This is a genomic window from Variovorax sp. HW608, from assembly GCF_900090195.1.
GTDB lineage: Bacteria > Pseudomonadota > Gammaproteobacteria > Burkholderiales > Burkholderiaceae_C > Variovorax.
Window position 1 is genome coordinate 6,040,506 of record NZ_LT607803.1, and the last position, 18,649, is coordinate 6,059,154.

An 18,649-nucleotide genomic window follows, 5' to 3' on the forward strand; every position below is an offset into this window, starting at 1 on the left:
GTCAGAAGGTCTTGAGGAAAGCGATCAATGCGCGCTTGTCGTCGTCGCCGAGGACCGGTTCGCGGCCGAAGGACTTCTCGTCGGCGCTCAAGGTCTCCTGCTGGTTGAACTGTGCGGTGCCGAAATAGTGGCCGCGGTTCACCACGAAGTCGGGGCACTTGCTCAGCTCGAGCAACGGGCCGCGCACCGCCGCGAAGTGCTGGCGCAGCTCCTCGTCGGTCGCGCCCGCCGGCACGTTGGCGAGCGTGCGCTTGAGCTTGACGAGCAGTTCGCCGACCTCCTTCACGTGGCTGAGGTTCTCGTTGATGGCGTCGGCTTCGGCGCGCAGCCTGAGGTTGGCCAGCAGGTTCACCGGCACGCCCTTGGGAATGGGTCCGAGCACGATGTCGCCCTCGTCCTTGACCAGCCACGGTAGCCAGCGATGCAGCATGCCCTGCAGGGGTTGCGCCGCTTCGGGCACGAAACCGGCGGGGATGGTGACGGTGCTGCGCTCGGTCGTGCGGTCGATGATGCCGCCGGCCTTCGCGCCGAGCTCGGCGTCGGTCTTGCGCTTCTCGGGCCACAGCATTTGCTCGATCGAAGCGTCGAAGACCTTCATGCGCGCTTCGACGGACGGGTTGTTGTCCGGATCCGCGTCGCCGACCGTGTTGTTCAGGAGGAACGGCGCGGTCGACCACACGCTGATCAGCGAAGGCACGCGCGTGAAGCCGCGCCCGCCCGCCGGCATCAGGTAGGGCTTTTGCTCGCCGGTGAAGGGATCGACGATGGTGATCGTGCCCACCGACGGCAGGCTCTTGTAGGTCTCGGAAGAGAAGTTGTCCCAGATGTTGCCGCGCAGCGCATTGGTCGCGAGCGGGCTGCAGGCATTGGTGCGCAGCAGGGTCACCGGGATGCGCTGGTCGGTGGAGAGGTAGTTGCCCTCCAGGAAGTCCGGCGCCTGCACGATCTTGCGCATCTGCGCCTTGTAGTCGTCGGTCTGCGTCCAGCCCCAGTAGCGCTTGAAGCACTCGACGTAGCCCCCACCGGCGCAGCGCGCCGGCGTCAGCCCGAGCGATTCGGGCACCGGGGGCGCCTTGCTCGAATGGCAGCGCGCGCAGGTGTCGGCGAAGGCGAGCTTGCCGCGCTCCAGCGTGGCGGCATCGGCCAGGTACCTGTCGCCGCCGGGCGCGTCCTTGAGGCGGTCGGGCTTGGCGGCCTTGAGGAAGAAGCGCGCGGTGTCGAAGGTGCCCTGCTCGGTCGCCTGCCAGTAGCTCGAATTCTTCTGCGCCGACGCGATGAGGATCGGCGAGATCGTCTTGCCGCCGACCACGGGATTGAAGTGCAGCAGCCATTCCTCGCTGAAGAGCCCGATGTTCAGGTACACCCGATTGAGCGCACCCAGCAGGCCCACCGAGTCCGCGCCGTCCTTCAGCACGCGCGGCGTGCGCACCATGCCGTCGCCCTTCGAGAAGAACTCGGTCAACGGCCCTTCGCCGAGGAAGTCGTTGAACTGCCGGTTGTCCAGCTCGCCGCCCGCGAGCTTCTCGGTGCCGAGCCGCTTCGCCAGACCCATGCGCGCGCCGAACTCGTAGACCGCGTTCATGGTGCGCGGGTTGTTGATCATGTCGGTCGAGACCAGCGAGGTGTCCATCGTGCCCGGGCGGTAGGTGTGCGCGAGCTGGTACATGTAGTTGGTGCGGCCTTCGGGCTTGTTCGAGTTGTGGATGAAGAGCCGATCCACCCACATGTACTGCGCGCCCACCGACGAACTGAGGTTCTCGAACTTCGGGTTGTCCGGATCGGCCGGCGGCTTGACCGGGCTCGGGCCGAGATGGCAGAAGCCGCACGACATGCCGACGCGGTACGGCCGCACCAGGTCCTTGCGGTTGTAGTAGCTCGGGTCGGTGTAGTAGCGCTCGGCGTCCCATTCCTTGGCCGCCTTCTCGTCGAAGGCCGGGTTCGGAAAGAGCCTGAGGCCCGCGATGCCCGTGGCGTAGCCGTAGTACGAGCCGACGGGCTGCGTGGTGCCGTCGCCCAGCGGCTGGCCGCGCGAGCCGATCCTGACGCCCGGATACTTGCTCTCGTTCTCGAAGGGATCGGGTGCGCAGTCCTTGCTGCGCGCATCGAGCCACAGGCCGCGCCGGTTCTTGTCGGGGCCGGTCGCGTTCCCGAAGCAGGGTTCGTTGACGAGGCCGAAGTACTTCCAGCGGTTGGCGCGCGAATAGCCCTGGCTGGGATGCGAGCTGATGATCTTCAGCAGGTCGAAGGCGCCGAAGGTGTACTCGGTCATCAGGTTCCAGAAGCGGTCGTTGCCGCCGCTCCAGACCAGCCACATGTTGCGGCCGCGGATCTCTTCGGGCGAGAGCGCGACGCCGTTGTCCATGTCGTGGAAGTAATCCTCGTCGGCCTGTGGAAACGACTTGGCATCGCGCCCCGCCAGCCGGGCTTCGTCGAGAACCTCGCCGGGCTGCGGCCCCTTGGAACATGCCGCCAACACGGCGCAAACGAGAAGCGGCAGGAGACTTGCCGCGCGCCAGCCACTCTGGGTCATTGCTTTCCCTCCTGCGTCAGCGCCCGCGCGAGCGGGCGGCTGAGATGGCGCAGTGTGGAGGGGGGTGCGCGGCTTGCCTATCGGCCATGCGCGCTAACGCGAAGGGAGTATGCGGCGGCGGACCTTCAGGGCCGCGTCTTTCCGGTCTTGCGATAGCGCCCCGTCACCTCCGCCACCAGCGCCTCCTTCGGCAGCAGCTTGCTGCCGCCGACCCAGAGTTCGATCGGCTTGCCCTTGCCCTTGCCATTGCGGACGCGACGAACCGTCTGCCCGGGACTGTTGAACGCAGATGTCTTGCGGACCACCCCGTCGTCCTTGCCGGTGATCGTGAACTCGGTCGTGGCGCCATCGAACGGCGTCAGCATGGCCGGTGCGATCTGGCAGACCACCTTGCCCATCGCGACCAGATCGGTCGTGCCCCACATCGACCACCAGCGGCTGTCCCAGTCCTGCAGTTTCTTCACCGGTGCGCCGTGGCGGCTGAACGCGGAAAGGATGCTCGCCACGCCGTCGACCCATGCATACGCGAGACCATCGATCGCGTTGGTCAGAACGGTGATGGTGAAGCCCGTGGCCGGAAAGCGCGCCGTGCGCGAAATGAAGCCCTGCAGGCTGCCGGTGTGGCCGAACCACTCCTTCGGTCCCCGCTCGTTCATCATCGTGCCCAAGCCGTAGTGGAACTCCATGGTGTTGCACTCGTCGCGCCAGCGGCGGTGCATCATCTCGCGCCGGCTGGCCGGCGAGAGGATGCTCTGCCTGCTCTCGGGCGCAAGCTGGGCGAAGAAGCGCGCCACGTCCGAAGCGGTGGAGACGAAGCCGCCCGCGGGCGCGATTGCATTGCAGGCGTTGTCGCCCGGCACGACGAGCCGCTGCCCGTAGGGAAACTCGGTGGTGTGGCCCGAGGCCATCGGCGCGGACTTCGGCAACCGCGGCATGTCGGGGACGGTCTCCTTCAGGCCCGCGGCTTCGATCACGTGACGCGTGATCCAGTCCGCGTACGCCGTGCCGCTGAGCTCCTCGATCAGGATGCCGAGCAGGCCGTAGCCGTGGTTCGAATACTTCAACTGGACACCGGGGTCGAGCGGCTGCTTCTTCGCGAGCTCTTCGAGCAGTTCGGCGCGCGAGAGATAAGGCCGGCGATCGAGGAACTGCCCCGCGTCGGCACCATCACGCACCACGCCCGCGCCATGCGACAGCAGCTCGCCGATGCGCGCCTTGGCGAGATCCTTGTGCAGGCCGCCGACGTAGCGGCCGATCGGATCGTCGAGCCCGAGCTTGCCCTCTTCGCGCAGCAGCATCACGCCGCTGGCGGTGAAGGTCTTGGAGTGCGACGCGATGCGGAAGCGGTGCCTCGGCGTCATCGGCTTGCCGGTGCGCATGTCGGCGACGCCGATGCCGAACTCGGCGATCAACCTGTCGTTGTGGACGATGGCGATTGCGCAGCCGGGTTGGCGGTAGCGCTCGACCTGGAACTCGAGCCACTTGGGCACGTAGTCCAAAGCGGCTGTCATCCACGAGGGATTCTTGCTCTCGTTCTTCTTCATGGGCTCTCGGGTCTCCGATCAGAAAAAGGGGCCGGGAGTGTAGCCGGCTGGCGCGCGATCAGGAACCACGCGCTCATTGCACTCAGGAGCGCCAGCGCCGCGCAGATCCCCATCACCCACCGAAACCCCGACACGAAGGCCGCATTCACCGCATGCCGCAACGCCTTGCCGGTCGCCTCGTCGACACCCGGCGGAAGCGCCGCGCCCGCCAGCTGGCTTCGCTGCGATTCGAGAAAGGCCGTGGCTTGCGCGGATGCCCCGACGCCCTGCAGTCCCTCCCCCAACTGCCCACCGAACGCCCACGCCATCACCACCCCGAACACCGCGATCGCGAGCACCGACGCCGCACGCGAGACCGCGTTGTTCACGCCCGATGCGACGCCCGCCAGATCCGGCCCGACGGCATTCATCACCGTCGTCGTGAGCGGTGCGACGGTCACGGTCATGCCGAAGCCCAGCACCACCACGGCGGGAAGGAACGCCGTCCAGTAGTTGACCCCCACGCCCGGCACCGCGAACAGCGCGAAGCCGACGGCCGCGATGCTCGGCCCGATGACCAAGGGCCAACGCGGCCCGAATCGATCGACAAGCTGCCCCGCCCACCCCGACAGCGCGAACATGATGAGGATGAACGGCAGCAAGGCCGCGCCGGCCGCCGTGGCCGAATAGCCCTGCACCTGGATCAGATTGAGCGGAAAGAAATAGAGCCCGCCGCCCAGCGCCGCGTAGAGCAGCAGCGTCAGCAGGTTCGCCCCGCCGAAGTTGCCGATGCGCATCAACGAGAGCGGCAGCATCGGCGAACGCACGCGCAGCTCGACACCGACGAAGGCGATGCCGGCGGCGACGCCCGCGACCAGCGCGGCGAGCACGGTGCGCGAGCGCCAGCCCTGCGTCGGCGCCTCGATGAAGGCATACACGACGCCGCCCAGCGCCAGCGTCGCGAGCGCGGCGCCCCAGACATCGAGTCCGGAGGCCGACTCGCCGCCGCGGCTTTCGGGCACATGCCGCCACGCGATCAGCAACACCAGGGTGGCCATCGGCACGTTGACCAGGAAGGCCCAGAGCCACGAATAGCGATCGACGAGGAAACCGCCGAGCACCGGCCCGATCGCCGCAGTGATGCCGCTGAAGCCCGACCAGGTACCGATGGCGCGACCGCGCTCCTTCTCGGGAAACGATGCGCTGATCAGCGCGAGGCTGCCCGGCACGAGCATCGCGCCGCCGACTCCCTGCACCGCCCGCGCGAGGATGAGCTGCTGCACGTCGCGCGACAGTGCGCATGCGACCGACGCGATCGCGAACAGCGTCACGCCGGTCGCGAAGATCCTCCGGCGCCCGAAGCGGTCGCCCAGCACCCCGCCGACCAGCAGCAGCGCCGCAAGAAAGAGCGCATACGCCTCCACCACCCACTGCGCCTGGAAGGCGGTCGCATGCAGGTCCGACTGGATCGCGGGCAGCGCGACGTTCACCACCGTGCCGTCGATGAAGGCCATGCTGGAGCCGATGATCGCCGCGGCGAGCACCCAGGGCCGCGCGGACGGCGCACAGTCGGCGCTCTCGCAGCCGTGGCGGATCAGCGCCTCGTCGCCCGGTGGCTTGCCGATCTGGGTCATTGATAACCTCCGTGCTCCGCACTGCGGTGTGAGCCCCCTTCGGAACGGCCGGGCGTGGGCTCATGGAAGCCCTCCACGATGCAGTCGAAGGCCCGCCAGTATGAAGGCAAGCGGCGCGGGCCGTGCAAGGCGAGCGAATGGGGGGCATGCATCGATGCCCCTCGTGCTAGATTGCCCGCCGGCAGCGGCACCATGCCGCGCAAGCACGAGAGGGCCGCCATGGTTTCCCGGTTGTTGAAGTTCCTGAAGTGGACCGCGCTGGTGCTGGTCATCATGCTCATCACCGCGATCGCGCTGCGCACCTACGACGTGCAGCGCGGACCGCCGCTCGAGCGCTGGCACACCTTCGTCCCGCACGAGCTCTCGCAGGGCGAACTGCGCAAGGCCGATTGGGCCGCCTACATCGCCGCCGAGAACAAGGCCTTCGACGAGGTCCGCGCACAGGTCACCGACAAGCTGCCGCCCGAGGCGCAGCTGCCCGGCAACCGCTATTTCAAGGACAGCCCGATCTACCCGGGCCGGTTCGCGCAGGACTGGAACCGCTCCTACCTCCTCGAGCCCGAAGGCGCAGCGCGCGGCGCGGTCGTGCTGCTGCACGGGTTGACCGATTCGCCCTACAGCCTGCGGCACGTGGCGGGGCTGTACCGCGACCGCGGCTTCGTCGTCGTCGCGATCCGCATGCCCGGACACGGCACCGTCCCTTCAGGGCTCACGAAGGTCGACTGGGAAGACTGGTCGGAGGCCACGCGCCTCGCGGTGCGCGAAGCGCGCCGGCGCGCACCCGCGCCGCTGCCGCTGCATGTGGTGGGCTTCTCCAACGGCGGTGCGCTGGCGATGAAGTACGCGCTCGACGGGCTCGACGACCGGAACCTCGCGCGGCCCGATCGCGTGATCCTGATCGCGCCGATGATCGGCATCACCGAGCTCTCGCGCTTCGCGGGCGTGTTCGGCTGGCCGGCCATTTTTCCGGCGTTCGCGAAGGCGGCGTGGCTGGGCATCGTGCCCGAGTTCAACCCCTTCAAGTACAACTCGTTCCCGGTCAACGGGGCGCGGCAGTCGTCGCTGCTCACGCGCGACCTGCGCGCCCACATCGCGCGCGAGGAAAGCGCGGGCAACCTGGCGAGGCTGCCGCCGATCCTCACCTTCCAGTCGCTGATCGATTTCACCGTGAGCACGCGCGCGATCGTGACCGGGCTCTATGCGCGGCTGCCGGCCAACGGCAGCGAGCTGGTGCTCTTCGACCTGAACCGCAGCATCAAGTTCGGCCCCTTGCTGCGTTCGGGCAGCGACCTGCGGCTGGACCGGATCCTGCCGGCCGCGCCGAGAAACTTCCGCTCGACCATCATCACCAACACCGGGCCCGACAGCCGGCAGGTGCTGGAGCGCGTCACCGAAGCGGGTGCGACCAGCGAGAAGACGCGCACGCTGGACCTGGAGTTTCCGCTCGAGGTGTTCTCGCTGTCGCACCTCGCGCTGCCCTTCCCGATGAACGATTCGCTCTATGGCATGCGGCCGGACAACACCGACGAGTTCGGCGTCAACCTCGGCGCGCTGGCGATGCGCGGGGAGCGCGGTGCGCTGATCGTGAGCCTGGATTCGCTGTCGCGGCTGTCGTCGAATCCGTTCTACCCCTACATGGCGGAGCGGATCGGCGGGGTCATTCCAAAGGCGCAGCCCTGAACGTCCGCGACGCCCTGCTCACCACCTGCACCCGTCTTCGGAGACTGTTCCCGCCACCAAAGGGGCTATGGCGAACAACCCCAGGTGCGCAGCATGGGTCCGGCAGTCCGGGCGCACCGTGCGCCGGATGCCAGACGCCAGGGGCGCTTCCCTCTCTGTCGCTTCGCCGCGCCACCGTGGCTGAGTCCGCGAGGCCGACGACAAGGCCTGAAGACTCGCGCGATCCAAGGTCAGATTCAACGAACGCTCCGGCGCAGGTGACGAGGTTGATGGAAGCTCCGGCCGCACGCTGGAAGGCATCGCCTCGGCGGGAACCGTCATTGCGGACGGACTGCGAGTCACGAGGCCTCTCGCCGTCGCCCTCGATCGGGCCTTCGATGGCGGTACGGTCGAAGCGGGAGCGGATATCGGCGAGAGCGCAGGGCGTTCGGATCGAGGGGCCGCGACGATGAAGGCTTCAATCGCTCGAGGCGGCGGCACGTCGTGGCGCGGAGCCCTTGTCGTCGCGACGTTGCGTGTGCTCAGGAACGCCATGATGCCTACATGAAGCGTCACGGAAAGTGCCACGGCAAACCAGCGAGGATGGATCTGTCTGACGCATGAAAGCCTCACGCGCGGAAGGCTCATGTTCCGCAAACTCAATCCATCTCGCCAGGCGCATGCACGTATTCGAGCAGGTCGCCCGGCTGGCAGTCCAGGTAGTCGCAGATCGCCTCCAGCGTCGAGAAGCGAATGGCCCGCACCTTGCCTGACTTGAGCAGCGAGATGTTGGCCTCCGTGATTCCGACTGCGCGAGCGAGTTCGTTGGAGCGCACCTTGCGTTTGGCCAACAGGACGTCGAGGCGAACGATGATCGGCATTTCGCTTACACCGTGCCCGCCAGGTCTTCTTCCAGCTTGCGCGCTTCATCCATGACCCAGGCCAACACACGCAGCACGCCGCCGGTCACCAACGCCATGACGGAGCCCGAGCTCACACCAATGGCGATGAAACGCTCCCCCACGGGGTTGGAAGCGGTCAGGACCATCGCGAGCAGCGGCTGGACCAGGATGCTGGCCACCTCGAAACTGATCAAAGCCCAGGCCAGTGCCTGCAAGGTCTGGAACGCTGGAGCGCACGAACAATTGCCCGGTCGCGAAGAGCCGAAACAACTGCCGTAGCCGGAAGATGCCCCAGAGGATGGGAACCGCCATCAAGAGCATGAGCATGCCACCCGCCAAGCGATGCCAGCCGGTCAGACCACGCACCACGTCAGAGCGGCCGAGCCACTGGATGCCAAGCGTTTCCTCGCCAGCCGTCGCCCAGTAAATCCCGATCAGCACCGGCAGGGTTAGCAGCAGCGCTTGGCTGAACCACCCCAGGATCAGGCTGGCATTGCGGATCTTTCTCGTGTTGGTGTTTGGAGCAGTCATCATCATCCTTTTTTTTCTGAATGAAGATGATGATTTATCGATAAACAGAAACAAGGTCAATTCAAGAAGACATGACCGGTGAAGCCCGCCGTGTCGGTTTGAACGACGGGGGCCCGCTGCTCCTCCTCTTGGAAGCGCCGGTTTTTTAGAAGCCTCGCCGCGTCGGCCGATGTGCGCGCGGCCCCGAGGCAACTCCCATTCTCACAAACAGTTCTTGAAACGGTATTCTCGAACCCCTACCATAACAACGAGTTTCGATAAGGAGCAGCAATATGGGTCAATTCAATCGCATTACCCAACAGCCTGAAGTCATGGGTGGCAAGGCGTGCATTCGCGGAATGCGCGTCACGGTCGGCATGGTGGTGGGCCAGATCGGCGCAGGCCACAGCGTCGACGAAATCCTGACCGATTTCCCCTACCTGGAGCGCGACGACATCATGCAGGCGCTTCGCTACGCCGCATGGCGCGCGGATGAACGCGAGGTCACGCTGGCCATCTCATGAGGCTGCTGATCGATATGAACCTGTCGCCGCGCTGGGTCGATGTGCTGGCCGATGCGGGGATCGAGGCGACACACTGGTCGACGCTTGGCGCCTACAACGCGCCGGACTCGGAGATCATGGCCTATGCGAGCGCGAACAACTGCGTGGTGCTGACTCACGACCTGGATTTCGGCGCGATCCTCGCGGCCACCCACGGTGAGAAACCCAGCGTGGTGCAGATTCGCGCTGACGATGTCAGCCCGGACGCGATCGGCAAGCAGATCGTCATCGCGTTGCGGCAGATGGCCCCCGAGCTGGAGGAAGGCGCGTTGCTCACGGTCGATCCGAACCGCACGCGTTTGCGCCTGCTACCTTTGCAGCCCAGGGGATGAACGAACCATGCTGATCGGATATGCGCGTGTCTCGACGCAAGATCAGAACCTTGATCTACAAATCGCGGCTTTGAAGAAGGCCGGCTGCAAGAAGGTTTTCGACGACAAGATCAGCGGTAGTCGGCAGGAGCGGCCTGGCCTGGCCAAGGCACTGGAGATGCTGCGTGAAGGCGACACACTTGTCGTTTGGAAGCTGGATCGTCTTGGGCGGAGCGTCAAGCATCTGGTGGATCTCGTCACCGAGTTGGGCAATCAGAAGGTCCAGTTCAAGAGCCTCACCGATGCCATCGATACGGGCACGCCGTCCGGGCGCTTTTTCTTCCACGTGATGGCCAGCCTGGCCGAGATGGAGCGCGAACTGACAGTCGAGCGAACCCGCGCCGGGCTGGAAGTCGCCCGACGACTCGGCCGCACGGGCGGGCGCAAGCGACAAATGACCGACAGCAAGATCGAGTCAGCCAAGAAGTTGCTGGCCAACGGTGTGCCGCCCCGGGACGTAGCCAAGAACCTGGGTGTGTCCGTGCCCACTCTGTACCGTTGGGTACCAGCCTCGGAGCACGCTTAGCGTGCTTTGCGTCCTACGCATGCTTCGCGATCGGCTGCCGCGTGCGCAGCGTGCTGAACACGGCCGCTACCGCCGCGCAACAGGCCGCGATCGACAGCGCAATCACCTGCCCCTTGCCGTCGTGCGGCGGCCAGAAGCTGAAGATGCCGGCCAGGATCACCGCGCCGAGCGTCTGGCCCGTGAGCCGCGCCGTGCCCAGCATGCCGCTCGCCGCGCCGCTGCGATGCGGCGGCGGCGAGGTCACGATGGTGTGGTTGTTCGGCGACTGGAACAGCCCGAAGCCCAGTCCGCACAGCACCATGCGCCATGCGATGTCGGCATTGCCCGGATGCGCAGGCAAGGCGGCCAGCAGCACCAGTCCCGTAGCGAGCGTCGCGAGACCGATGCCTCCCAGCAGCCCATCCGGATACTTGCCGATCAGCCGCCCCGCGATCGGGGCCATGAAGACGATCGCGAGCGGCCAGGCGGTGATCAGCAGGCCGGCCTCGAAGTGCGAACGGCCGTAAGTCTCGAGCAGCAGGAACGGCAGCGCGATGAACGACAGCATCTGCGCGCAGAACGCGCCGACCGAGGTGCCCATCGACAGCGCGAACACCGGAATGCGCAGCAGATCGACCGGAAACAGCGGCAGCGCGAGCGACAACTGCCGCCGCAGATAGACGAAGCCCACCGCCACGCCGGCCAGCAGGATCGCCCACGCCCCGGCGCCGATGCCGATGCCCTGCCCCGGGTCCCCGCGCACGCCGAGCCGGTCGGCGCCGATGAAGATCAGCGAGAACATCAGCACGTTGAGCAGCACATCGACACCCGAGAAGCGCCGCCCCGAAGCCGCCTGCGCCTGGCTGACGGGCAGCGACTTCATGCCGAGCGTCAGCACCAGGATGCCCAGCGGCACGTTGAGCGCGAAGAGCCAGGGCCACGAAGCCACCGAAAGGATCGCCGCCGCCACCGACGGCCCGGCCACCGAAGCGGTCGCCACCACCATCGAATTGATCGCCATGCCGCGCCCGAGCTGCGAGCGCGGGTAGATGAGCCGTACCAGCGCCGAGTTGACGCTCATGATCCCCGCCGCGCCCAGGCCCTGGAGCGCCCGTGCCCCGATCAGCATCTCGAGCGAGTTCGCGAAAGTCGCCGCCAGCGAAGACACTGCGAACAGCGCCATGCCCACGAGGTACACGCGCCGGTAGCCGATCAGGTCGCCGAGCGATGCCAGCGGCAGCAGCATCACCAGCGTCGCGATCTGGTAGGCGTTGACCACCCAGATGGCGTGCGACGCATCGGACCGGAGTTCGCGCGCGATGCCCGGCAGCGCGAGGTTGACGATGGTGCCGTCGAGCACCGCCACCGCGATGCCGAGGATGATGACCACCATCGCATGCGCGCGCTGCGGCCACGGAAGCCCGTCGCGGGCGGCAACGGCGGATGCGGAAGCGGATGCTGTCGTGGCCGACACCGCTTCACCCCGCTGCATAGGTGGCCGGCCGGCGCCCGCCGAGGGTGATCCACGCCAGCGCCACGGCGATCAGCGCCCCGCCCGCCATGCCGGCGACCATCGGCAGCGGCCGGCCGTCGGTGAAGAGGCCCACCACCGCCATCACCACCGCGCCGGTGAGCATCTGCAGCGTGCCGAGCAGTGCCGAGGCGGTGCCGGCGATCGCGCCGTGCTGTTCGAGCGCGAGCACCGAGGTGGTCGGGATCACGAAGCCCATCAGCGCGCTCGCGATGAAGTACAGCACGATCAGCACTGCGAGCCGGTCGCCGCCGCCCAGGTAGTAGAGGAACATCGCCGTCATCACGACGCCGCAGGCGGTCACGCTGGTCTTGACCACGCGCACGATGCCGAAGCGCTCGCACAGCATGCCGTTGAGCTGCGCCGCGCCGAAGAAGGCCGCGGCGTTGACGCCGAAGGCCACGCTGTACAGCGTGGGCGACAGGCCGTAGTGGTCGATCATCACGAAGGAGGAATTCGCGAGGTAGGTGAAGAAGCCCGCCATCGCGAAAGCGCCGATGAAGACCAGCCCGAGGTAGTGCGCATCGCGCAGCAGGACGCCGTAGGCCTTGAGCGCACTGCCCATGCTGCTCTCCACGCGCTCCTTCGCGGGCCGCGTTTCCTTGAGCACCGAGGCGATGGTGGCAAGGCCGATCACCGCCGCCACCGACACCACCCAGAACACGCCGCGCCATCCGGTGAAAGCGATGACCGCGCTGCCGGCCAGCGGCGCCAGGATCGGCGACACGCTGAAGACCAGCATCAGGAGCGACATCAGCCGCGCCGCGTCGTTGCCCGTGTGCAGGTCGCGCACCACCGCGCGCGGGATCGCCATGCCGGCCGCTGCGCCGAGGCCCTGCACGAAACGCAGCGCGATCAGCATCTCGATGTCGGTCGCCATTGCGCAACCGATGCTCGCGAGCGCGAACAGCCCGAGCCCGAAATACAGCGGCGGCTTGCGCCCGACCATGTCCGACACCGGCCCGTACAGCAGTTGACCCACGCCGAGCGCGATGAAGAACACCGTGAGGCTCATCTGCACCGGCCCGATGGCGGCATCGAGGCTGCTGCCGATCTCGGGCAAGGCCGGGAGATACATGTCGATCGCGAACGGCCCGATGGCCGACAAGAGGCCCAGCACGAGCGCGATCCTGAAGAAGCGCGATGAAGTCATCCGGCGGATTGTCGCCAAGGTCTCGATGGGCCGTGCGATGCACGAAACGCCGGGTTGTGCTAGTCAGAACAGCGGTTCGGTATCGCTGTCCGGCCGCGCGCCCTCGATCGCCAGCATGCGCAGCTTCGATGCCGCGCCGCCATGGGCCGAGAAGCCGCCCCACTTGCCGCCGGCCGCGAGCACGCGATGGCACGGCACCACCGGCGCGAAGGGGTTGAGCCCGAGCGCCTGCCCGACGGCACGCGCGAGCCCCTTGTCGCCGAGTTCTTCCGCGATCTCGCCATAGGTGCGCGTGCGGCCGGGCGGGATGCGGCGCGCGATGGCGTAGACGCGCTGATGAAATTCGCTGATGCCTTCCTGATCCAGCTGGATCTCGGCCAGGTCCAGCGGTTCGCCGTCCAGCAGCGCGCGGATCGAGGCAATGGCGCGCTGCACCTCGGGCGGCGGTTCGCATTCGCCCCGCGCCGGAAAGCGCCGCGCCATGCGCGCCCGCGTGGCGTCCTCCGCCGATTCCGGCAACTGCACGCCGACGAGCCCGCGCGGCCCCCACGCGATGCCGCACGCGCCGATGGCGGTGGCGAACAACGCGAAGCCGGTCGGGTTCATGCCGCCGCCGAATGCTCAGGCCGCGCAGTTCGGAACCTGGCTCGCCTTCGCCGCCGACACGCTGCCGGCGATCGCATCGGCCAGCCTGGCCGTGACGCGCTGCGCACCCTGCGCCAGCGCATCGAAGCCTGCCCCCACGGGCTCGGAGATCGAGAGCTGGCAGCCGGTGGCCGGGCCTTCGTCGGTGCGGCGTACGGTCCAGGTGAAGCTGGCGTCGACCCGCTTGCCCTCGATCGCATCGAACTGTCCCAGTTGCACCGCGATGCGCGTCGCGGGCTGGCCGCGCTGGCGTCCGGTCTTGGTCACGTCGACCGCGCCGAGCCGGCTGGCGATGCCGCTGCCGAGCGCGTCGCGCAGTTCGTCCTCGAACGACGAGGACCAGCGATGCTGCTCGAGGATGTCGACCGCCGGGCTGTCGGGCGCGTCCTTCTTGCGGACCACGAACTGCGGCCTGGCGAAACGCTCGGGCATCGCGATCGGCGCCAGCTCGATGTAGTCGGGCGCACTGCCCGTCTTCACCGCGGCGGACCATGGCGGGCTCGCCTGCGCGAGGCTGTAGTACTGCGGCCCGCCCGCGCTGCCGCAGGCGGCCATCAGCCAGGCGGTCGCGAGCGCCGCGGCGGCGAGTCGGATGGGGTTCTTCGTCATTTCTGCTTGTCCTCCGGTTTGCCGCGCACGAGGGACTCGGGATGCCGCTCGAGGTAGTCGGTCAGCACGCGCAGCGAGCCCGCCGCGCGCGTGATCTCCTGCAGCGTCTGGCGCAGGTCCTGCTGCAGCGGCGAGTCGTCGGCGATGGTCTTCTCGGCCGTTCCGAGCGTGCGGCGCACGTCCTTCATCGCGGCGGCCATCTCGGGCGAGACGTTGTCGTGCAGGCCCTTGACCAGTTGCTCCGTGGTCACGAGCGTCCGGTTGAGCGAGGCCATCGCCTTGCGCAGGTCGCCGCTGATCTCGTCGAACGGCACCTTGTTGAGCTTGCGCGCGATGTCGGAGACCTGCGCCTGCAACTCGTCCAGGCTGTTGGGCGTGGTCGGCAGCTCCATCGGATTGCGCGTGATGTCGAGCTTGGCCGGCGGCGCATCAGGGAAGAAATCGATCGCCACGTAGACCTGCCCGGTCAGCAGGCTGCCGGTACGCAATTGCGCGCGCAGCCCCTTGCTGACGAGGAACTGCCAGCGGTCGAGCTGCGTGAAGCGCGGATCGGTCGGGGTCGCCGACCGGCGCCGCAGCCGGTCGGGGTAGATCTGGACCACCACCGGCATCTTGAACTCGCGCTCGTTGCGGTCGAATTCCACGCCGATCGACTTGACCTCCCCGATCACCACGCCGCGGAAATCCACCGCCGCACCCGGCGACAGCCCGCGCAGCGACTGGTTGAAATAGAGCAGCACCGTCTGCGAGGGGCCGTCGGGCTCCTTCATCGCCGAGGTCTCGTCGTCGGACAGCGTGAAGGCGGTGTTCTCCTGCGCCACCGGGCCGCTCACGTCGTCGGGCGACTGGAAGGCGATCCCGCCCAGCAGCACGGTGGCGAGCGACTGCGTGCGCACCTTGAGGCCGCCCGCGTTGAGTTCGACATCGAAGCCGCTGGCGTGCCAGAAGCGCGTGTTGACGCCGACGAACTTGTCGTAAGGCGCATTGATGAACACGCGCAGCGTGACGCCCCGCCCGTCGCCGTCGAGCTCGAAGGCCGCGATCTGGCCCACCTTGATGCGGCGGAAATACACCGGCGAGCCGATGTCGAGCGAACCCACGTCGCGCGCACGCAGCAGGAACTGGCGCCCCGATGCATCGCGCGTCACGATCGGCGGCGATTCGAGGCCGGTGAATTCGCCCGAGCTCTCTTCCGACATGCCCGCATCGGCGCCGATGTAGGCGCCCGACAGCAAGGTGCCGAGACCGGAGATCCCCGAGGTGTCGAGCCGTGGCCGCACCACCCAGAAATGCGTGTCCTTGGCGGTGAAGCCCGAGGCTTCCTTCTTGAGCTGCACCAGCACGCGCACATGCGAGCGGTCATGCGCAAGGCGGATGTTCTGCACCGTGCCGATCTGCACGTCCTTGTACTTGACCGCGGTCTTGCCGGCTTCGAGGCCTTCGGCGGTGCGGAAGGTCAGCACGACCTCGGGGCCCCGTTCCATCAGGATGCGCGCGACCAGCGTGATGCCGACCAGCGCCGCCACGATGGGGATCAGCCAGATCAGCGACGGCAGCCAGTTGCGTCGTTTCGCGACCGCCGGTGCGGCCAGCGGAGGTGTGGTCATGCGGTTTCTCCACTGTTTTTCATATCGTCGTCGGTCCGGCCCTCGGGGGCTGGCTCGTTTCGCACGTCCCAAGTGGAACGCGGGTCGAAGCTCAGCGATGCGAGCATGGTCAGCACCACCACCGCACCGAAGGCGGCGATGCCGAAGCCCGCGGTGATCTCGGCGAAGCCGTGGATGCGCACCAGCCCGGCGAGCAGCGCGACCACGAAGACGTCGAGCATCGACCAGCGCCCGATCGCTTCGAGGACGCGGTAGAGCTTGGCGCGCTCCAGTTGCCGCCAGTCGCTGCCGCGCTGCGACAGGTAGTTCAGCAGGGTCAGCGCCGTCAGCTTGAAGAGCGGCACCAGGAAACTCGCGACGAAGATCAGCGCCGCGAGCCCGTAGGCGCCCGAGACCCAGAAGTAGATCACGCCGCTCAGGATGGTGTCCTGCTGCGTGCCGAACAGGCTCTTGGTGATCATCACCGGCAGCATGTTCGCCGGCAGGTAGAGGATGGCCGCGGCGATCAGATAGGCCCAGGTGCGGTTGAAGGCGTCGGCCTTGCGGCTGTGCAGCCGGGTGGCGCAGCGTGCGCAGCGCTCGCCTTCCGAGGCGCCTTCCCACACGCTGCCGCAGTGGTGGCAGGCGAGGAGGCCGCGCTCTGCCGCGGTCTCGAAGGGGGCGGGTTCGTCGTTCATTCGTCTTGTCCCGGACGGGCCTCGAAGGCCACTTCCCAGAAGGCGCGCGGGTCGAACGAGATCACGGCCGTCAGCAGCACCGTCAGCACCCCGAAGGCCCAGAGGGCCGGCCCGGCGATGACGTGCGCCATGCTGCTCAGCTTGATGAATGCCACCAGCACGCCGAGCAGGAAGACCTCGACCATGCCCCAGGGCCGCAGCGACAGCAGCAGTTTCACCAGCACGCCGAAACCCGCCGGCCGGCGCTCGTAGGCCATCGGCACCAGCAGGTAGGCCAGGATGCACAGTTGCAGCAGCGGAAAGAGGATCGTCGTCGCCAGCACCAGCAGCGCGACCGGCGACATGCCCTCCGACGCGAGCGCCACCACGGCCCCGGCGAGCGTGGTCTCGCTCGAAAGGCCCTGCAACTCCATCTCGACGATCGGGAACAGGTTGGCGATCGCGAAGAGGATCAGGCTGGCCACGGTGAGCGGCAGGATGCGCGCGTGCTGGTCGCCGGGGTGCCGGTCGAGCTCGGTGCCGCAGCGCGGGCAGCGCGACACCTCGCGCGGGCGCAGGGCCACGCGGCGGCAGATGGCGTCGCAACCTTCGCAGACGATGGCGTCAGGGATTTCTTTCATGGCCTCGGCCGCCCATTGTCGGTGACCTTGGCGACAAGGAAATCAAGCAGGACCCGTACCCGCGCCGGAAGCCTCCTGGCCACCGGGAGAGACCGTATGGATCGGGGCCACCCGTGCGACCCGTACTGGAACGGCCAGTTCCCGGAACGCAGCCCGCTGCCGGTCCGACGCTCAGGCCTCGACCAGCACTTCGAAGCCGCCCCAGAACATGCGCTTGCCGTCGAAGGGCATGTTCTTCATGTCCATCATGTCGGCCAGGCGCGGGTCGCTCATGACCTTGGCGTTGACTTCGTCGCGATGGTCCCGCGAGTTGAAGACCACGTAGGCGAACACGACCGTCTCGTCGTCCTTCAACAGGACGCTCTGCGGGAACGAGGTGACTTCACCGGGCTTGACGTCATCGGCGATGCATTCGCGGTACTGCAGCGCCCCGTGCTCGCGCCAGATCGCGGCGGCCCGCGTCGCCAGCTCGCGGTACTTCTCGATATTGCCCTTGGGGACCGGGAGGACGTATCCATCGACGTAGGCCATGCAAGCATCTCCTTGTTGTGGATCGGCAGACGATACCGAAGCCTGGAGTCCAGTCTAAGCAGCCTGCCGCGCCACCCCAAGTCCCATTCGCCGGCGCGGGCATTCGCCGGCGCCGGCGACGGGCCATCACCCGGCGCGCAGCTGGGCGCGCAGGTTCGCGCCGATCTCCGGGCGCTCCAGGAACGGATCGGCCGGGTTGACGACGGCGACGATGTTCTCCATGCGGCTCTTCACGTTGCCCAGCGCCTTCGGGTGGCTGAAGACGTAGAACTGGTTCGCACTGATGGCCTCGAACACCTTCTGCGCGACTTCGGCCGCGGTGACCTTGCCGCTGCTCACCGCCTTGTCGCTCATCGCCTGACCGATGAGCTGGCTCCTGGTCGGCTTGCCGCTCGCGAGCGAATCGGGCCGGTTGCGCTCGCTCTGCGTGATGCCGGTGGGCACGAAGTACGGGCACAGCAGGCTCGCGCCGACCTGGTCGGTGACCAGCTTCAGGTCCTGGTAGAGCGTCTCCGTGAGGCTCACGACGGCAGCCTTCGCGGTGTTGTAGATGCCCATGTTGGGCGGCGTCAGCAGGCCGGCCATGCTCGAGGTGTTGACGATGTGGCCGCGGTACGAGGGGTCCTTGGCGGCGGCTTCGAGCATCATCGGCGTGAACAGGCGCACGCCGTGGATCACGCCCCAGAGGTCGACGCCCAGCACCCACTCCCAGTCGGCCACGGTGTTTTCCCACACCAGTCCGCCTGCCCCCACGCCCGCGTTGTTGAAGACGAAATGCGGCGCGCCGAAGCGCTCCTGCACGGCCTTGGCCAGATCCTCCATCTGCTTCGCATCGGCCACGTCGACCTTGCGCGCCATCACCTGCACGCCGGCCGCTTCCATCTCGGCGCGTGCCTTGTCGAGCGCGTCCTGCTGTACGTCGACCAGCACGAGGTTCATGCCGCGGGCGGCGCCGATGCGCGCGCACTCCAGGCCGAAGCCCGAACCGGCGCCGGTGAGAACCGCCGTGGTGCCCTTGAAATCCTGAATCATTTGCGCGTGTCCTTTCGTCTCTTGAGTGGTGTGCGAAACCGCTATTG

At 67.4% G+C, this 18,649-nt stretch carries 18 protein-coding genes; 4 read left to right on the forward strand and 14 right to left on the reverse strand.

The window, feature by feature from the left end; genetic code table 11:
• Nucleotide 1: 1 nt before the first annotated feature.
• From VAR608DRAFT_RS28570 to VAR608DRAFT_RS28580, 3 genes are all read right to left on the reverse strand, one after another.
• Nucleotides 2-2,530, reverse strand: a complete 2,529-nt coding sequence (locus tag VAR608DRAFT_RS28570; protein ID WP_088957144.1) for a hypothetical protein — start codon at nucleotides 2,528-2,530, stop codon at nucleotides 2-4.
• Between the two features lie 125 nt (nucleotides 2,531-2,655).
• Nucleotides 2,656-4,074 (reverse strand): serine hydrolase domain-containing protein, encoded by a 1,419-nt coding sequence (locus tag VAR608DRAFT_RS28575; RefSeq protein WP_088957145.1) that lies wholly within the window; start codon nucleotides 4,072-4,074, stop codon nucleotides 2,656-2,658.
• Nucleotides 4,071-5,687 (reverse strand): MFS transporter, encoded by a 1,617-nt coding sequence (locus VAR608DRAFT_RS28580; protein WP_088957146.1) that lies wholly within the window; start codon nucleotides 5,685-5,687, stop codon nucleotides 4,071-4,073. Before VAR608DRAFT_RS28580 ends, VAR608DRAFT_RS28575 begins: the two co-directional genes overlap by 4 nt.
• 219 nt (nucleotides 5,688-5,906) lie before the next feature.
• On the opposite strand from VAR608DRAFT_RS28580, the gene VAR608DRAFT_RS28585 reads away from it, so the two are divergent.
• Nucleotides 5,907-7,367 (forward strand): alpha/beta hydrolase, encoded by a 1,461-nt coding sequence (locus VAR608DRAFT_RS28585; protein ID WP_088959026.1) that lies wholly within the window; start codon nucleotides 5,907-5,909, stop codon nucleotides 7,365-7,367.
• A 638-nt stretch (nucleotides 7,368-8,005) separates the two neighbouring features.
• On the opposite strand, the gene VAR608DRAFT_RS28590 is transcribed toward VAR608DRAFT_RS28585, so the two are convergent.
• Nucleotides 8,006-8,227 carry a helix-turn-helix domain-containing protein gene (locus tag VAR608DRAFT_RS28590; protein WP_088957147.1) on the reverse strand — a complete coding sequence of 74 codons (222 nt, stop codon included), beginning with the start codon at nucleotides 8,225-8,227 and terminating at the stop codon, nucleotides 8,006-8,008.
• Between the two features lie 5 nt (nucleotides 8,228-8,232).
• Entirely contained in the window at nucleotides 8,233-8,463 is a 231-nt protein-coding gene (locus VAR608DRAFT_RS28595) for a hypothetical protein (protein ID WP_157731147.1), read from the reverse strand.
• A gap of 588 nt (nucleotides 8,464-9,051) precedes the next feature.
• Between VAR608DRAFT_RS28595 and VAR608DRAFT_RS28600 the strand changes: the two genes are divergently transcribed.
• The 3 genes from VAR608DRAFT_RS28600 to VAR608DRAFT_RS28610 are packed head-to-tail and all read left to right on the forward strand — an operon-like array spanning nucleotide 9,052 to nucleotide 10,218.
• The gene (locus VAR608DRAFT_RS28600; RefSeq protein ID WP_088957149.1) at nucleotides 9,052-9,282 is read left to right on the forward strand and encodes a DUF433 domain-containing protein; all 231 of its coding nucleotides are present in this window, start codon (nucleotides 9,052-9,054) and stop codon (nucleotides 9,280-9,282) included.
• A complete protein-coding gene (locus tag VAR608DRAFT_RS28605; protein ID WP_088957150.1) occupies nucleotides 9,279-9,653 on the forward strand; it encodes a DUF5615 family PIN-like protein in 375 nt (124 codons plus the stop codon). The genes VAR608DRAFT_RS28600 and VAR608DRAFT_RS28605 overlap by 4 nt, the downstream gene beginning before the upstream one ends.
• Before the next feature lie 7 nt (nucleotides 9,654-9,660).
• Nucleotides 9,661-10,218 (forward strand): recombinase family protein, encoded by a 558-nt coding sequence (locus tag VAR608DRAFT_RS28610; RefSeq protein ID WP_088957151.1) that lies wholly within the window; start codon nucleotides 9,661-9,663, stop codon nucleotides 10,216-10,218.
• Nucleotides 10,219-10,231: 13 nt separating this feature from the next.
• Here the strand turns inward: VAR608DRAFT_RS28610 and VAR608DRAFT_RS28615 are convergent, their stop codons facing one another.
• The 9 genes from VAR608DRAFT_RS28615 to VAR608DRAFT_RS28655 all read right to left on the reverse strand — a co-directional run bounded on the left by VAR608DRAFT_RS28615 (nucleotide 10,232) and on the right by VAR608DRAFT_RS28655 (nucleotide 18,602).
• Nucleotides 10,232-11,689 carry an MFS transporter gene (locus tag VAR608DRAFT_RS28615; RefSeq protein ID WP_088957152.1) on the reverse strand — a complete coding sequence of 486 codons (1,458 nt, stop codon included), beginning with the start codon at nucleotides 11,687-11,689 and terminating at the stop codon, nucleotides 10,232-10,234.
• Complete coding sequence (locus tag VAR608DRAFT_RS28620) at nucleotides 11,676-12,881, reverse strand: multidrug effflux MFS transporter (protein ID WP_172843911.1); 1,206 nt, start codon at nucleotides 12,879-12,881, stop codon at nucleotides 11,676-11,678. The genes VAR608DRAFT_RS28615 and VAR608DRAFT_RS28620 overlap by 14 nt, the downstream gene beginning before the upstream one ends.
• A gap of 63 nt (nucleotides 12,882-12,944) precedes the next feature.
• Nucleotides 12,945-13,487 carry a methylated-DNA--[protein]-cysteine S-methyltransferase gene (locus VAR608DRAFT_RS28625; protein WP_088957153.1) on the reverse strand — a complete coding sequence of 181 codons (543 nt, stop codon included), beginning with the start codon at nucleotides 13,485-13,487 and terminating at the stop codon, nucleotides 12,945-12,947.
• Between the two features lie 15 nt (nucleotides 13,488-13,502).
• Nucleotides 13,503-14,135 carry a PqiC family protein gene (locus tag VAR608DRAFT_RS28630; RefSeq protein WP_088957154.1) on the reverse strand — a complete coding sequence of 211 codons (633 nt, stop codon included), beginning with the start codon at nucleotides 14,133-14,135 and terminating at the stop codon, nucleotides 13,503-13,505.
• Entirely contained in the window at nucleotides 14,132-15,742 is a 1,611-nt protein-coding gene (locus VAR608DRAFT_RS28635; protein WP_088957155.1) for a PqiB family protein, read from the reverse strand. Before VAR608DRAFT_RS28635 ends, VAR608DRAFT_RS28630 begins: the two co-directional genes overlap by 4 nt.
• A complete protein-coding gene (locus VAR608DRAFT_RS28640) occupies nucleotides 15,739-16,419 on the reverse strand; it encodes a paraquat-inducible protein A (RefSeq protein ID WP_088957156.1) in 681 nt (226 codons plus the stop codon). The genes VAR608DRAFT_RS28635 and VAR608DRAFT_RS28640 overlap by 4 nt, the downstream gene beginning before the upstream one ends.
• On the reverse strand, nucleotides 16,416-17,039 hold the full coding sequence (locus VAR608DRAFT_RS28645) for a paraquat-inducible protein A (RefSeq protein WP_088957157.1): 624 nt from the start codon (nucleotides 17,037-17,039) through the stop codon (nucleotides 16,416-16,418). The genes VAR608DRAFT_RS28640 and VAR608DRAFT_RS28645 overlap by 4 nt, the downstream gene beginning before the upstream one ends.
• A 171-nt stretch (nucleotides 17,040-17,210) precedes the next feature.
• A complete protein-coding gene (locus VAR608DRAFT_RS28650; protein WP_088957158.1) occupies nucleotides 17,211-17,570 on the reverse strand; it encodes a DUF1428 domain-containing protein in 360 nt (119 codons plus the stop codon).
• Nucleotides 17,571-17,696: 126 nt separating this feature from the next.
• On the reverse strand, nucleotides 17,697-18,602 hold the full coding sequence (locus VAR608DRAFT_RS28655; RefSeq protein WP_088957159.1) for an SDR family oxidoreductase: 906 nt from the start codon (nucleotides 18,600-18,602) through the stop codon (nucleotides 17,697-17,699).
• Nucleotides 18,603-18,649: the final 47 nt, after the last annotated feature.